The sequence below is a fragment of the Acidovorax sp. genome (assembly GCF_021287135.1).
In the GTDB taxonomy this organism is placed as follows: Bacteria; Pseudomonadota; Gammaproteobacteria; order Burkholderiales; family Burkholderiaceae_C; genus Acidovorax.
In genome coordinates this window covers 144,296-159,359 of the sequence record NZ_JAJTBB010000021.1, presented here as the reverse complement: position 1 = coordinate 159,359, position 15,064 = coordinate 144,296, and the positions used below count along the sequence as shown (strand labels likewise).

The 15,064-nt window shown below is 68.2% G+C and carries 12 protein-coding genes; 4 read left to right on the top strand and 8 right to left on the bottom strand.

What is annotated here, in order from left to right; all coding sequences use genetic code 11:
• The first annotated feature begins 131 nt into the window (after positions 1-131).
• A complete protein-coding gene (locus tag LWW96_RS05455) occupies positions 132-422 on the top strand; it encodes a DUF4148 domain-containing protein (protein WP_291484801.1) in 291 nt (96 codons plus the stop codon).
• A gap of 196 nt (positions 423-618) precedes the next feature.
• On the opposite strand, the gene LWW96_RS05450 is transcribed toward LWW96_RS05455, so the two are convergent.
• The gene (locus tag LWW96_RS05450) at positions 619-1,518 is read right to left on the bottom strand and encodes a LysR substrate-binding domain-containing protein (protein WP_291484799.1); all 900 of its coding nucleotides are present in this window, start codon (positions 1,516-1,518) and stop codon (positions 619-621) included.
• Between the two features lie 195 nt (positions 1,519-1,713).
• Between LWW96_RS05450 and LWW96_RS05445 the strand changes: the two genes are divergently transcribed.
• Positions 1,714-2,895 carry an MFS transporter gene (locus LWW96_RS05445; RefSeq protein ID WP_291484797.1) on the top strand — a complete coding sequence of 394 codons (1,182 nt, stop codon included), beginning with the start codon at positions 1,714-1,716 and terminating at the stop codon, positions 2,893-2,895.
• A gap of 97 nt (positions 2,896-2,992) precedes the next feature.
• Positions 2,993-3,184, top strand: a complete 192-nt coding sequence (locus LWW96_RS05440) for a hypothetical protein (protein WP_291484795.1) — start codon at positions 2,993-2,995, stop codon at positions 3,182-3,184.
• A 25-nt stretch (positions 3,185-3,209) separates the two neighbouring features.
• On the opposite strand, the gene LWW96_RS05435 is transcribed toward LWW96_RS05440, so the two are convergent.
• A complete protein-coding gene (locus LWW96_RS05435; protein WP_291484793.1) occupies positions 3,210-3,347 on the bottom strand; it encodes a hypothetical protein in 138 nt (45 codons plus the stop codon).
• Positions 3,340-3,816, bottom strand: coding sequence for a hypothetical protein (locus LWW96_RS05430; RefSeq protein ID WP_291484791.1), 477 nt, complete (start codon positions 3,814-3,816; stop codon positions 3,340-3,342). The genes LWW96_RS05435 and LWW96_RS05430 overlap by 8 nt, the downstream gene beginning before the upstream one ends.
• 173 nt (positions 3,817-3,989) lie before the next feature.
• On the opposite strand from LWW96_RS05430, the gene LWW96_RS05425 reads away from it, so the two are divergent.
• Complete coding sequence (locus LWW96_RS05425; RefSeq protein ID WP_291484986.1) at positions 3,990-4,460, top strand: DUF2269 domain-containing protein; 471 nt, start codon at positions 3,990-3,992, stop codon at positions 4,458-4,460.
• A 29-nt stretch (positions 4,461-4,489) separates the two neighbouring features.
• Here the strand turns inward: LWW96_RS05425 and LWW96_RS05420 are convergent, their stop codons facing one another.
• From LWW96_RS05420 to glgX, 5 genes are all read right to left on the bottom strand, one after another.
• Complete coding sequence (locus LWW96_RS05420) at positions 4,490-4,990, bottom strand: DUF4142 domain-containing protein (protein ID WP_291484789.1); 501 nt, start codon at positions 4,988-4,990, stop codon at positions 4,490-4,492.
• Between the two features lie 94 nt (positions 4,991-5,084).
• Positions 5,085-5,663 (bottom strand): DUF1003 domain-containing protein, encoded by a 579-nt coding sequence (locus tag LWW96_RS05415; RefSeq protein WP_291484787.1) that lies wholly within the window; start codon positions 5,661-5,663, stop codon positions 5,085-5,087.
• Between the two features lie 125 nt (positions 5,664-5,788).
• Positions 5,789-10,810, bottom strand: a complete 5,022-nt coding sequence (treY, locus tag LWW96_RS05410) for a malto-oligosyltrehalose synthase (RefSeq protein ID WP_291484785.1) — start codon at positions 10,808-10,810, stop codon at positions 5,789-5,791.
• Positions 10,807-12,651 carry a malto-oligosyltrehalose trehalohydrolase gene (treZ, locus tag LWW96_RS05405; RefSeq protein ID WP_291484783.1) on the bottom strand — a complete coding sequence of 615 codons (1,845 nt, stop codon included), beginning with the start codon at positions 12,649-12,651 and terminating at the stop codon, positions 10,807-10,809. Before treZ ends, treY begins: the two co-directional genes overlap by 4 nt.
• A complete protein-coding gene (glgX, locus tag LWW96_RS05400; protein ID WP_291484781.1) occupies positions 12,648-14,849 on the bottom strand; it encodes a glycogen debranching protein GlgX in 2,202 nt (733 codons plus the stop codon). The genes treZ and glgX overlap by 4 nt, the downstream gene beginning before the upstream one ends.
• Positions 14,850-15,064 lie beyond the last annotated feature (215 nt).

Genomic DNA, 15,064 nt, shown 5'->3' with positions numbered 1-15,064 from the left:
TTTTCTCTGAACACCCGCGGCGTACAGTTCATCCCATCGATGAGCCGAACCCGCAAGGCGACTCACCGAACCCGGTTCAAGAATGGTTTTTGCACCGGCTTTTCTGAGACGCTTTTAACTAGGAATCCATCATGAACAAGACCGCTCGTATCCTCTCTGTTGCTGCCGTGGCTGCTTTCACCGCTTTCGGTGCCCAGGCCGATGAAGCCGACGCTTCGCAATTCGCCACGCAGTTCCAGACCAACCGCACCCGCGCTGAAGTGGCTTCCGAAGCCGCTACGGTGGCCGCTACCCGCAGCCAAGAGCCCGCAGGCTCCCGCGTGGTGACCTACAAGAGCACGGCCGACCGCGCTGCCGTGCGCGCCCAGGCTGCCGAAGCCCTGCGCACCGGCAAGATCCCTTCGGGCGAATTCAGCATGTAATTGCAACGGTTGCGGGCCTTGCCCATGGTGGCGACATCGGTGGCATGTCGCAGGTGCCGTTGCCAGGGGCAAGTGTTTTTTTGAATAGGCTCCGCACCGACTGAAGCAGACGGGCTCCCCTTGGGGAGCCCTTTTGTTTTGGTGCGCAGCCCGGGCGCAAGAAGCCCTTGCACCTGGCGGTGCGTGAAGCTGGGGGCTACTCCGGACTCCTTGCGTTCCCGGCCACGAGCGCCTTCTCGATTTCTTCCCGGATGATCTCCTGCAGCCGGGTTTGCACATCACTGAGCGGTGGCGCCCGGCGGTACAGGGCCAGAGAAAGCGTAGGGAGCGCGGGCAGCTTCCACGCTTTGCGGTCCATGCAGCGCACCGACGGCGGCAGGCCCAGCGGCGTGCGCACACTCAGCCCCAGCCCCGCAGAGACGCCGGCCCACAAGCCACTGAGGCTCGGGCTGGTCAGCGCTACGCGCCAGGGAATGTGCGCTCTGTCGAGCGCTGCGGTGGCTGCGGTACGGAACCTGCAGGCGTCTTCGTAGGCCACCAGCGGAATTTCGGTGCCGAGCTGCGGCAGGGCCTCCGGCAGGGCTGGGCCGATCCAGACCATGGGGACCTTGGCGATCACGTCCTTGCGCAGCCCGGGGGCGGCCTCTCCCCATGCAAGCGCGAAGTCCAGTGCGCCGTCGGCAAGCGCTTGCAGAAGTTCGGTGTTGCGGCCCACGCGTGTCTGCAGCCGCACGCGGGGGTGGGCCCTGGCAAAGCGGCCCAGGGCGCGCGGCAGAAGCTTGTCGCAGAAATCGTGCTGGATGCCGACCCGAACGGTGCCTTCCGTACACAGGCCTTGCATTGCTCCCAGGGCCTCGTCATGCAGGGCCAGCAGCCGCTTCGCGTAGTCGAAAAGCACCTGCCCCGCCGGCGTGAGTGCCAGGCCCCGTCCGTCCTTGCGCAGCAGCACCGTTCCGGCCGCAGCCTCCAGCCGGCGCAGTTGGGTGCTGAGGGCCGATGTGGACCGCCCGAGCTGCTCCGCGGCCCGGGCATAGCTGCCCAGTTCCATGCCCACCACAAATCCCCGCAGGACATCCAGGTCGAAAGAAGCCGCCACAACAGTTCCAAAAAGGCGAACGATATGCAGATTTTATTCAATTGTTCGAAGGGTCGCTGCTGCCTATAAACAGCTCCTTTTTAGGAGCACGCGATGCATACCGAAGTCCCTGTCCGCCGACCTTTGCAGAAAATGCGGCCGCTTGGTCCATCCCACCGGTGGCGGGTGCTGGGGGTGGGGTTTGCGGCAAATGCCGTGTTTTCCGCAGCGATCTCCGGCCTGCCAGCGGCTGCCGTGCTGGTGCGGCAGGGCTACCAGCTGAGCACCGCGCAACTGGGGGTGGTGCTCAGCGCCATTGGCCTGGGCATTGCGCTGAGCGAGCTGCCATGGGGACTCGTCACCGACCGCCTGGGCGACCGCCGCGTGCTGTTGTCGGGCCTTGCGCTGACCTGCCTGGTGCTGGCTGTGCTGGCTTGGCTGGTCTCGCCAGGCCCTGGCACCGTGCCCGGCTATCCCGCGTTGGTGGCGGGGATGGCACTGCTCGGCCTCGCAGGCGGCAGCCTCAACGGATCGAGCGGTCGTGCGGTGATGGGGTGGTTCACCGAGGCGGACCGCGGACTGGCTATGAGCATTCGGCAGACCGCGCTGCCGGTTGGCGGCGCCGTGGGGGCCCTGATGCTGCCTGCGGTGGTGGAGCGCCATGGATTTGCGCCGGCCTACGTGTTGCTGGCGCTGATGTGCCTGGCGGTCATCGCACTGGCCTGGGCTTGGCTGCACGAAGCGCCCGCCGCGGCCCAGGCGCTCACCCAGCCGGCTCCGGCCAGCGCGCGTGTGCCGCTGCTGCGCGATGGCATGGTCTGGCGATTCGTCCTGGGCATCGGCGTGCTGTGCGTGCCGCAGATCGCCATTCTCAGTTTCGTCGCGGTGTTCCTGCATGACGTTGCGGCGATGGACCTGGCCTGGACCTCGGCCGCCATGGTGGCCTACCAGTGCGGGGCAGCAGCCATGCGCGTGTGGTCGGGGCACTGGACCGACCGCCGCAGGAACCGCCGTGCGTTTCTGCGCGGTTGCGCTGTGCTGTCGGTGCTGAGCCTGGTCGCGCTGGCGGCCGTCACATGGGCGGCGGGTGGCCCCGGGTGGGCGCACGCGCCCGTGGCGCTCTGGGGCATTGCCGTGGCCGCGGGTGTCATCGCCTCCTGCTGGCATGGCGTGGCGTTCACCGAACTGGCGGTGCTGGCCGGGCCGGAGCGCGTGGGGACCGCACTGGGTTTGGGCAACACGTTTGCCTTCGGCGCCTACTTTCTGACGCCCTTGCTGGTAGCCGCAGTGCTGCGGCAGGGCAGCTGGGTAGTGGCGTGGTGCGGCGTTGCGGCGGTCACGCTGAGCGCGCTGCTGTGGCTGCCTCACCCGAAGGTGCCCCCTGGCCGTGCTTTCTGAGCTGGGGTGCGACGGCGCATTTGTCCGACAACGGACCCGACCGAGAGGTGCCAAGCTGACCCACGCGCCGTTTGTTTTCTCCCTGTCAGGAGCCCCCATGCACCAGGAACCCCAGCGACCCGACGTCCCGTCCAGCGAACCGCCTTCGGGCCGTGCCCCATGGCCGGGGCCTGGCGCGCCTTCCCATCTTCGTGGGCTGGCGGAGGCGCCGCCCGCCAAGCGCCCGCATTCGCTGTGGCAGAAGCTCAAGCACGTCTTTGACTATGGCAGCGGTGGCCGCAAGGGCTGAAGCTTTGCAGTACCCCAGCGCTCATCTACCAAGGCACCCAGATCACGACCAGCAGGATGCTGATGAGGAGGATCATCACGGCGAGAGAGCGCTGTGTGGCGAAGCGATTGCGGCCCGAGGAGTGGGGGACGCCGCCATGGGGTTTCTTGGAGGGTTCATTCATCGGGGGATGCCTGTCGTAGAGGTGTCGGAGGGCGGCCATTGCGGGCCGCGGGGTGATGGGGCCTGTGCGGGGAGGTGGCCAGCGCACCCAGGGCCAAGCCTGCGGCGAAAGCCAGGTAGGTTGCGGCGAGGGCTGGGCGAGAGAGGCGGTGCTCAAAGCCGGGCGTGAGCCGCTTGGGTGTCAGCTGGAAGTCCACAAAGCACGCCACAGCCGCCGTGGCCGCACTGGCATACACCAAGGGCTGCGGGGTGTTCAGAGCAGGGCGACGCTCCAGAAGCGCCGCGAACAAGGCGGCCCAGAACACCGAGGCGCCGTGGTGGGTGGCGTACCCCGCCAGCGTGTGTTTTCCGTCTACCCCCTGCCGCCACAGCGCCCGGGGGCCCCAGTACCAATGGCTCACGGCGTTCAGGGGCGCTGCGGCGCTGCGGGCTTCGCGTCGGCCGGCCAGAGCCAGGGCAACGGCGGACAAGAGGCTTGCCACGGAGCCAGAAACCCAGGCGCGGTAGGCGGTGGAGCGCGAGCAGAAGAAGGCCATGCACCCTACTGTGAACCGCTGCGCTGTGCTGTCTGTAGGACCATGACGTTGCGGCAACCCTGCGTTGTCTGTCAAGGATGCCGACAAGTCGCCGTATGCTGAGCGCCATGGAATACCTGGTCATCAAATGGCTGCACGTGCTGTCGTCCACAGTGCTTTTTGGGACGGGCATTGGATCGGCCTTCTACCTGCTTACGGCCGTGCTGGGTCGCAACCCCGCGGTGGTTGCGCACGTATGCCGATGGGTGGTGCGTGCCGACTGGCTCTTCACCGCGACGACGGCCGTGGTGCAGCCCGCGACAGGCTGGTGGCTCGTCCAGCGGGCAGGGTGGCCATGGGCCTCCGGTTGGGTGGCTGCGTCGATCGGGCTCTACGTGCTGGCCGTGGGCTGCTGGCTTCCGGTGCTATGGCTGCAGCTGCACCTGCGCTACCTTGCAGCGCAGGCCGCCAACGAGGGCACGGCGCTGCCCCCGCGGTTTTGGCAGCTTTTCCGGTGGTGGTTTGCGCTGGGTGTCCCCGCGTTCGCGGCGTTCCTGGCGATCTTCTGGTGGATGGTGTCAAAACCTGCCAGCCTGTAGGGCGGCGCGGCAGGTTTGACACGTCCGCATCAATGGGACTTCTTCAAGCCGTCGGCGTGCTCCTTGTGGGCCTGGAGCGTAGGCAAGGTCTTGGCGGCGAACGCCTTGACCTCCGCATCGTCGGCGCCGCGGCTGGCCTTTTCAAACAGTGCGATGTCGGTCTTGTGGTCGCGCTGCCCCACCTGCTTGACGAACTCTTGGTCGAAGTTCTTCGCGCTGGACAGGTTCTGGAGCTTCTTCTGCTGGGCCTCGGGCAGCGAACTCGGCAGCGCCGCGCCCTTGCGCTCCGCCAGCGCCTTCAGTTCGTCGTTGGCGGCGCTGTGGTCCTTCACAAGCATTGCACCGAAGGCCTTCACCTCTTCGGTGCGACCTTGTTGTTGTGCGAGCTGTCCCGCCTGCACTTCGTACAAGCCACCGACGGCGGCCTTGTTGAAAAATTCCTGGTCCTTTTTGCTGACATCGGCCTGCGCCGCGGCGGCCCATGCGAGGCTCAGTGCGGCTGCAACCAAGGTGAATGCTGGCTTCTTCATGGTGGTTCCCCGTGAGAATGGAAAGAGCCCTCACTCTAGGCGTCGTGCGCGGGCCGGTTGGCGGCCGACCGCCCGTCTGCCCACCGGAGGTGTCCTACAGCCGGGGCCCGGTTGCGGCCGTGGCATCGTCCCCACCGCTGGCCGGGTGAACTTCCTTGATCTGGTTGGGAACGCGGTGGCGGTGTTCTGCGCGAACGATCTGGGCCAGCACGCCTGAAGGGTCGGTCTCGTGCGCAAACGACCGCACTTCGGCGGTCTTTTCCGCAGGCAGGCCCGCGCGATCCGCCATGTCCACGACGAGCCGCATCAGGGCTGTGAGCTCGCGCTCGGCCAGCAGGTTCATCTGCAGATCCAGGTGGTGGCGGCGCTCGCTCTCCGCCGCCGCCATGTTCTGGCTGATGAGGATGAGGATGGACAGAAAGATCGCTTCGAGGGATACCGCGAACAGCAGCAGCGTGAACGGGTAGGGATCGAAGGCGTAGACCCACTGGTTGAAGGCCACCCAGGCGGCAAAGACGGCGGCGTTGGCCGCAAGGAAGGCCGGCGTGCCGCACGCTGCGGTGACGGCGGAGATCCCCCGGTAGATGGCGGGTACGCGCGTGCGCCGCTCGTCTTCGGCACACAGGATGCTCTCGATGTTTTGAGCCGTGACACGCTCAACGGTTTCATTCACCTTCGACACGGGAATCTCCTTGGGGCAGGCCACGAGGCCGGCCGCCAGTGTCGGGCTTGGCCCAAGACCGCGCAGTAGGCGTGCCACCCATGCCACGGTGAGCGTTTCACGCACATCAGTGCCGCTCACTGCATAAGACTCGGATCACCGAGTACGGCGAAAGGCAAGCGGGCGTCGCCGGCTCCGATCGCGCCCAGAACGGCGGCCAGCGAAAGCTGCGGACCGTTCGCCAGATGCTCGCCGGTGAACAGGTTGACCCAATGCGGCGGCTTGGCCAAGGCGGGGTGCGCTTCTGCCAAGGCGACCTGGGTGGCCGTCCAGCCCGCTGCGTCGTTGGTGAAGCGAGCGTCCCATCCCGCAAGAAGCCGCCCGCAGACCAGGACCACCGCACGCCCTTCATGGATGCGCGCAAAAGCAACGGCATGGGATGCCGCCGGCCCTTCCACGGCCAGCGGCAGGTAGAGGGCGTCGCGAAAGAACTGGGTCCATCGGGCCCGCAGCTGCAGTAGCCGCCAGGTCACCAGCTGCTTGGCCGTGGCGGGCATGGCGTTGCTGCCGCAGCCCAGCAAGCTGTCCCATGCACTGGCAGATGGGTAGTTGCCGCCCGCGTACAAGGCACTCACGGTGGCGAGTGACGCGGCCAACGCAGCAAAATCCACGGGCCGCCGATTGTCGGGGTCCACCAGCGAGAAGTTCCAGTGCTCGCAGCCCTGGTAGATGTCCGGTACCCCGGGTGCCAGCAGCTTGATGGCGAGCTGGCACAGGCTGTTGCGAAAGCCGTAGGGGGCGATGCGTTCGACGAAGGCCTGCAGCGGCTTGCGGAACTGCTCGCTGTGAAGGGCCTTGTCGATGTAGCGTGCCACGGCCTCTTCGTAAGGCTGGTGGGGAAACAACCAGTTGGTTTGCTGCTTGGCCTCGCGCATGGCCTTGACCATGTAGCTCTGGATGCGTTCGCGCAGCGCTGCGCGGCTGGCGGCGTCAGCGCCTTCCGCCGGCCAGATGCCGACCAGCGCCTGGAACAGTGCCCAGCGGTCATGGGCGCTGGGCACGGCGGCTTCGTCCACCGAGCCCTGGTGGGCCTCCCCGGCACTCTGCAAGGCCTGCACCGTAGCGTGCCATTCGTCCGCCAGTTCCGAGAGCACGTTCAGGCGGGCCCGGACATCCTCGGACCGTTTGCTATCGTGAGTGGAGGTGGCGAGAAGCCCGTGGGGCACGTGGCGTGCGCGTTGCAAGGTGCCCTGGTGGAACGCGGCGACGGGCAGACCAAAGCGGTGCGGCTCGGCACCCACGTCGTTGAGCGAAACCAGCCGCACGTAGCGGTAGAACAGCGTGTCTTCCACCGCCTTCGCCATGACCGGCGCGGTGAACTGTTGCCAGCGCTGCACAAAGCGCGCCCGCAATGCAGGCTCCGGGCCGTCCTCACCCAGCAGCACGTCGCGCAGAAAGGCCAGCACCCCGCCTTCGGCCGTGCCCAGACTCCGTCCTGCTGCAGCGAGCGCGCGGTCCAGGTGCTGTACGTCGAACACGCTGGGCGGGGCGCCGCCCGGCACGACATAGGTGCGGTAGACGGGGAACTGGGCCGCGACCTCGGTCAAAGCCACACGCAGCTGGTTGCGCGTGAAGTCGCAAAAGCGCCGGTCCGCACGCGTGATGCGGCTCAGCGTGGCCACAAGCCAGGCCAGGTCGCTGAACAGCGCTGTCTCGATGATGAGGCGCTTGCAGGCCCGCGCGGCTTCGTCCAGGGGCAGGATGTCGCCCGTGAATGCGGTGTACACCGCGTCGAAACGGTCCTGCGCTTCGCTGTCGATGAACAGGCCGTTGACGAGGGTGGCGAATCGGTAGCCCGTGCCGCCATGCACAGGCCAATCTGCGGGCAACGGCTCGTGGTCGGCCATGATCTTTTCGACCACCACGTACAGCGCCCGCGGCGGCAGCCCCAGCGCGTTGCGCACCTGCTGGTAGCGCTGCTGCAGCCGCACGAAGTACTGCGCGGGGTCGGCCAGCCCGTCCGGGTGGTCGATCCGCAGGCCGCTGACCTTGCCCTCGGCGAGCCAGCGGAAGGTGAGGGCATGCACGGCGTCAAACACCGCGGGCTCTTCCATCCGAATGGCGGCCAGGGCGTTGATGTTGAAGAACCTGCGGTAGTTGATGTCGTCCCCGGCCACGCGCCAGTCCGCCAGACGGTAGGCCTGGCGCTGGAGTAATTGGTCCAACGCGTCGAAGCTGCTGGGGACGCCCGGCGAGCCATTCACCTGCCGAAGGTTGGCATCCATCCATTCGCGAACCCAGGCGTGGCGTGCCGCCAGATCGGCGAGGCGCTGCTGGTGCAGGGCGGTGTCGCGCAGCCGGGCCGCCCTGGCGGCGGGATCCCGCGTGTCCTGCGGGGGCAACTGTGCCCAGGCGTCGACCAGGGACTGCATGGCGGCGAGGTCCTCCAGGCCAGCCCCTTGCGCTACCGCCACCGGCAAGGGCGCGTGGGACAGCAGCGTGGCGTAGCTGCGCGGGTCTAACGGGAAGGAGCGTTCCCAATAGGCCACCCTGAATTGCCCGGTACCGCGGTCAAAGCGTACCTGCAGCTCGCCCGCGTCCAGCACCTTGCCATAGTGGTCGCCCAGAACGGGCAGCAGTACCCGCTGCCCGGTGTGCGGATCCTCCGGGTTCCATTCGATGTCGAACGTGGCGGCGTGGGGCGAGGCCTGCCCGTGCTCCAGCACGTCGTGCCACCAGCGGTTGCCCTCGTCTTCCACGCCCATGTGGTTGGGCACGGTGTCCAGCAAGTGCCCCATGTCGTGGTCCGCAAGCGCTGTGCACAAGGCGTCGTGCTGCGCGGGAGTGCCGATTTCCGGGTTGATCTGCGTGGGGTCCACCATGTCATACCCGTGGGTGCTGCCCGCGCCGGCCTTGAGGTAGGGCGACGTGTAGAGGTGGCTGATGCCCAGCGCGTGCAGGTAGGGAACGGCAGCCAGCGCCTGGTCGAAGTTGAACTGCGCATTCAGCTGCACCCGGTAGGTGGCCCGCGGAATGTCTGCCGTGTGCAGCGGCGGGATGGGGCCCGCCAGCGGCCAGCTGCTGTCGCGCTCAGCGTGCACTGCTGCCGTGATGGCGGCGAAGAAAGGCGTGGCGGCCAGTTGTTCCAGCGGCACTGCCATGCGGCGCCGCCAGTTCGGATGCACATTGTCCGTGGTGCCAGGCACGTTGGGTTGCTCGCGCTGCCCCAGCAGGTCTTCTAGCTGAACGCCCACCAGATGGCACGGCGTGCGTGCGAGATAGCGGTGCACGGCGGCGGCGAGCGCCGGGGTCATCTCGGGGACGGACTGCGCATCGAGCGTGGCGCCCTCAGGCAGCAGCCCTTCGGCGTCCAGCGCAGCGAGCAGATGTGTGCGGTCCCGCGCCCGGTCGAGCTGGGCCCGCAACCGCGCGTCGCCGTCCAGCCAACCCAGCGCGTCGTGCAACGCCACATCATCCGCGGCCCAGAAGCCCGCCAGCGTCGGGAGGTCGTGCGTGGTCACCACGGCCAGGGCCTGCACCGGCCATTGCGCCGGCGGTCGGAACGCGCCACCGTTCAGACGCTCGAATATGAGGGGGCGATAGGACAGCAGGGCGTGTTCGGCCATCGCCTCGCGCATGCGCGGCGCGACGTTGCCCAGGTCTTCGCCGATCACCATGCAGCGGTGGCGGTGGCTTTCTATGGCGAGCACCGCGAGCATGGCCTCCAGCGGGTACGCCACGTAGGTGCCGCCCGCTTCGCTGGTCCAGAACAGTCGCATGAGCGCCATCACATGGTCCATGCGCACGGCGCCCGCGGGTTCCATGACCGCCGCGAGCATGCGTTGCAACGGCAGGTAGTGCGCGGCGGCCAGTGCCACGGGGTTCATCGGGGGTAGTCCCCAGTCCTGCCCATGGGGGCTGAGGGGGTCGGGCGGCGCGCCCGCATTCATCCCGCGTGCGTACAGCGCCTGATCAGCCCAGGTGTCTGTGCCGCCGTCGGCCGCGCCCACGGCGAGGTCGCAGTACAGGCCGATGGGCATCAGGGCGCGCGCTGTGGCGCTGGCCTGTGCCAGCTGGTCGTGGGCAAGCCACTGCAGCCAGAAGCGATAGGCCACCGCATCGGCGTGCTCGTCGAGGAAAGCCTGCACGGCGGGGCTCTGGGGATCGCGGAGCGCCTGCGGCCATGCGGGCCAGCCCCAGATGCCGGGGTCGCCGGCCTGCAGCGTGCACTGGATGGCCTCGAAGCGCGCGTGCGGCCCCAGCGTGGGCGCATGGCGGGTACGAAATGCGTCGAACGCTGCGCCGCGAGCGCCTTCGTCCCGCCAAGCGGTCTGCCGGAAGGTCTGCCAGAGGCAGGCGAGGGCGGCATCCTTCAGCGCCGCAATGGCCAGGTAGTCCACGGTGGCGCTTTCCTGCGCGGCCTGCAGCCGTGCGCGAAAGCCGGGCTCTGCGCACAGCGCCTGCACGGCTTCGCAGTGCAGGAACTCAGGCACGGCGGTGACGTCGATGTGCAGCACATTCAGGGCCAGCCGGCTGCTCGGGCTGTAGGGGCTGGCGGCCTCAGGCTGGCCTGGACGCAGGGCGTGCAGCGGGCTGACGCCCACAAACGCGGCGCCTTGCGCGGTGGCCAAGCGGATGCACTGGGCCAGATCGGTGAAGTCGCCAATGCCCCAACTGCGCTCGGACCGCAGGGCATACATCTGGGCCGTGATGCCCCACCAGCGCTCTCCGTGGCGCAAGCCCTCCGGCAGCCAGCACTGCGCAGGCGCCACCAGGATGGTCTGTACGCTGCTGCCCGCCTCCAGGCGGTAGATGCCCATCGCCAGGGTCGGCGGCAGCGCAGCGCTGGTGCCGTGGCCGCTGGCAAGGGGCAGGGCGTCGGCGCTCTCCACGCCGCGCAGCGTCCAGCTCAAGGCTTCAGCGAACTCGACGCAGCCCGGCTGGCCCAGGGGAACCACCAGGGTGGTCGGCGCGGCAGCGGCATCGTGCAAGGGGCCCATCGAGGCCAACGCGCGGGCCAGCACCTCGTCGCCAACCTCCACGGTCGCTCCCCAAAAGCCCGAGTAGGTTGTAGCGATTCCGGCCTGCTGTGCGCGCCGCAGCAGTTCGTCGTGTCCGTCGCTTTGCGACGGCGGTCCGGGGGGGGCAGGTACGTTCATGCGGATGGGCCTGTGCAGAGCCAGCGGGCGGACCATGGCGCCCAGGCACCGCCGGGCGCGTCGCCGGTCCAGCGGTGCTCCCATGCGACAGTGCCGTGGGGGCTTGGGGAGGGCGAGGGAATTTCCAGGGGGCCCAGGTTGGCCTCCATCCACCAGCGCTGGTCATCAAGTCCCCAGCACCAGCCGACGCGCAGACCCTGCGAACCCACCCGTTCGGCGACGTGGCGACCCGTGCGCCACTGGGCGGCGCGGGGCGTGATCCACTCCCGCCGCACCGTCAGCGCTTGCTGCAGCAGCATGCTGCGCTCGCGGCCGGGGGGGAGTTCTGACTCGGCCCAATCCAGACGGCTGGCGGCGCGTGTCGCCGGATCGCAGGGGTCGGGCAGCGTGCGGCCCTCCGGCACGTCGTGGCTGAATTCCTTCTGCCGGCCTGCGCGCACCGCCGTGCGCAGATCGCCTTCCCACCCTGCAAAGTAGAGGAACGGCGTGGTGGCGCCGAACTCGTCGCCCATGAACACCAGGGGCACCGCGGGGGTGAGGAGCGTCAGCAGCAGGGCCAGTTCGGCAGCGGGTGCTGGCACCAGCGCTGCGAGCCGTTCGCCAAACGCCCGGTTGCCGATCTGGTCGTGGTTGCCCAGAAAGTGGATCAGGCGGGAGAGGGCCACGGGTGCGTCATCGTGGGTGGCAGCAACGCCGTCCGGGAACGCGAATCCTTGGGTCAGCACCCGCGCCAGCAGCGCCACCGGGTCGCGCGCGAACTTCGCATAGTAGGTGTGGGCCTCCCCGGTCAGGGCCACGTGCAGCGCGTGGTGAAAGTCGTCATTCCACTGCGCGTCGTAGGCAGCGCGTTCGCCGTCCGGTGCCGCCAGCCACTGGGGCTGGTTCTTTTCGTTTTCCAGCACCAGATGGACGTGCCGACCGCTGGCATGGGCCAGTGCGCGCACGGATGTGCTGATCGCATCCAGAATATGCGGGCGGCGGGTGTCCACGATGGCGTGGACGGCGTCCAGCCGCAGTCCGTCCATCCGAAACTCTTCAATCCAGTACAGCGCGTTGTGGACGAAGAACGATCGCACCACGTCGCTGCCCTCGGCGTCGAAGTTGATGGCTGCGCCCCACGGACTCTGGTGGGTCTGGGAAAAGAAGGCGGGCGCATAGGTGTGCAGGTAGTTTCCGTCCGGGCCGAAGTGGTTGTAGACCACGTCCAGAAATACGCACAGGCCGAGCGCATGCGCCGCATCCACAAAGTGCTTGAGGTCGTCGGGCGTGCCATACGCAGGGTGGGGGGCGAACGGCAGCACGCCGTCGTAGCCCCAGCCCCACGACCCTCCAAACGTGGCCAGCGGCATCAGTTCGATGGCGGTGAACCCCAGGTCGGCCAGGCGGGGCAGTTCCGCGGCTGCGGCCGCGTAGCTGCCCTGGGGGGTGAAGGTGCCCACGTGCAGCTCGTAAAACACCAGTTCGTGCCAGGGCCGGCCGCTCCAGCGGCGGACATGCCAGGGATAGGCGGATGGATCCCCCACCTGACACAGCCCGTGGGGTCCCCCTGGGGCATACCGGGCAGCGGGGTCGGGCACCTTCAACTCCCCGTTGATTTGCCATTGGTACCGGCTCGACGCAGTGGCCTGGGCTGCGTGTGCGTGCCACCAGCCGCCGGGCGCCGCGGTGGCGGGTTGCGTCCGTTCCTTGCCCCCGCGACCGTCGGCCAGCAACAGTTCCGCGTGTTGCGCTGCGGGGGCCCAGAGGCTGAAGTCGGCGCCCCCCGCAGGGCACAGGCGGGCTCCGAAGGGCATGGCGTGCCCCGAGGCCTCCGCGCTAGAGGGACGATTGGACGGGCTCATGGCGAGGGCGCGGTGAATGCGGCCATAGAGTGGGGCAGCAGGGTGTAGGGCGCTCCCGAGGTGACGGACGCCTCCGCAGGATGTCCCAACGGCGGTCCTGAGGTGACCACCTGCGCTGCCCGGGTGTCCAGCCGCAGGGTCCATTCCCGTGCGGGCGTCGCTGCGGGCAGGGTGAACACCGCCTCTTCGCCGGAGGCGTTGAACAGCATGAGCAGCGCGTCTTCACCCGCCTGGGTGCTCTCCATCAGTGCAGCAATGCAGCGCACGGCCGGGTCGTCCCATTCTTCGGCTGTCATGGCCAGCCCCCACACGCTGTGCCACTGGACCGTGACGCACGCCGTAGTGCCAGCGCTGTGGTGGGGCCACCGGGCGAGCCGCACGACGGAGAGCTCACGGCGCAGCGCGATCAGATCCCGCGTGAAGGCCTGCAGCTCGGTGTACGCCCCGGCACGCTCCCAGTCGAACCATGAGAGGGCGTTGTCCTGGCAATACGCGTTGTTGTTGCCCTGCTGGGTGCGCCCCAGCTCATCGCCCCCTAGCAGCAGGGGGGTGCCGTGCGACAGGAACAGCGTGGCCAGAAAATTGCGCGCCTGGCGCGCGCGCAGCGCCTGGACTGCGGCGTCGGTGGTTTCGCCCTCGGCGCCGCAGTTCCAACTGCGGTTGTGGTTCTCGCCGTCGCGGTTGTCTTCGCCATTGGCTTCGTTGTGCTTGCCGTTGTAGCTCACGAGGTCCGCCAGCGTGAATCCGTCATGGACCGTGACCAGGTTGACGCTGGCGGTAGGACGGCGGCGGCGGGGTTCCAGCAGGTCGGCGGAACCGCAGAGGCTGGCGGCGAACGCGGGCAGGCTGCCGTCCGCGTTGGCCCAGTAGTCCCGCACGGCATCGCGGTACCGGCCGTTCCATTCCATCCACCCGGTCGGGAACCCGCCCAACTGGTAGCCGTTGGGGCCCAGGTCCCAGGGTTCGGCCACCAGCTTCACCTGGCTCAGCACGGGGTCTTGCGCCAGGGCGGCGAAGAACGGTGCGCGCCAGGTGAAGTCGCCGGCTGCATCGCGTCCCAGGGCGCTCGCCAGATCGAAGCGAAAGCCATCGACATGCATCTCCTGCACCCAGTAGCGCAGGCTGTCGAGCACCAGCCGCAATGCGGGGGGGCTGCTGGTGTCCAGGGTGTTGCCCGTGCCGCTGAAGTCCAGGCAAAAGCGCGGATCCTCCGTGAGCCGGTAGTACGCGGCGTGGTCCAGGCCCTTGAGGCTGAGCGTGGGGCCGAGGTGGCTGCCTTCGCCCGTGTGGTTGTAGACAACGTCCAGAATCACTTCAAGCCCTGCGGCGTGCAGGGCCTTGACCATCGCCTTGAATTCGTCCACGCCGCCGTCCCGGGCGCGCTCGGCGGAGGTCGCGTAACGGGGCTCGGGTGCGAGGAACGCGACGGTGTTGTAGCCCCAGTAGTTGGCGAGACCTTGCTCCACGAGCCGCAGGTCGTCGATGAAGGCCTGCACCGGCAGCAGTTCTACGCTGGTCACTCCCAGGCTGCGCAAATGCTGGAGGGCGGCGTCGCTGGCCAGGCCGGCATAGGTGCCGCGCAGAGCCTCGGGCACTCCCGGCATGGTCTGCGTGAAGCCCTTGACGTGGACCTCATAGAAAACGGTGTTCTCGGCTGGAATGCGCGGAGGTTTATCGTCGCCCCAGTCAAAGCGGGAGCGCACGACGAGCGCCTTGGGGGCCGTGGTGCCGTTGTCTCCCTGCCATGGGGCAAAATCCTCGTCGGCGTGCCCGAGCACATAGGCGAACTGGTCCGGGGCGCCGTGCACCGGCGCCGCCAGGGCACGGGCATACGGGTCCATCAGCAGCACCGACGGGTTGCAGCGCTGGCCTTGCTCCGGCTCGTAAGGGCCATGCACCCGGAACCCGTAGTGCTGGCCGGGACGCAGGCCGGGAACGAAGCCGTGCCACACGTCGTCGGTGAGTGCGGGCAAGGCCATGCGTTGGGTTTCCTGGCCGTCCGCGGTGAAGAGGCACAACTCCACCCGGTCTGCCACGCGCGAGTACACCGCAAAGTTCACGCCATGGCGTTCTGCCGTGGCGCCCAGCGGCCAAGGGCGGCCGGGCTCGATCCGGTGTCGCGTGGCGCGGTGGCGCCTTGTCGGTGCGCCAGACACCGGCAAGGCGGTGCGTTGGGGGTCGGAGGGCGGCGTGTTCATAGGGGGCACAGGCGGCAGCCCGGCGGGTGGCGCTGCAAAGCGAGGCAAAGGGTGGGCGCGGGCATGGCGTGGGCTCAAAAACATCCATCGTCTGCGGGCGGGAAGGCCGGGACTGCGGGACTCGGCAGGAAGGTGGTGTAGGCAGCGGACTACCTGCGCCGGCAGTGGCCTCAAAAGGGTCTGCACGCGGCGCTCGTTCGCCAGCGCAGGCGCGG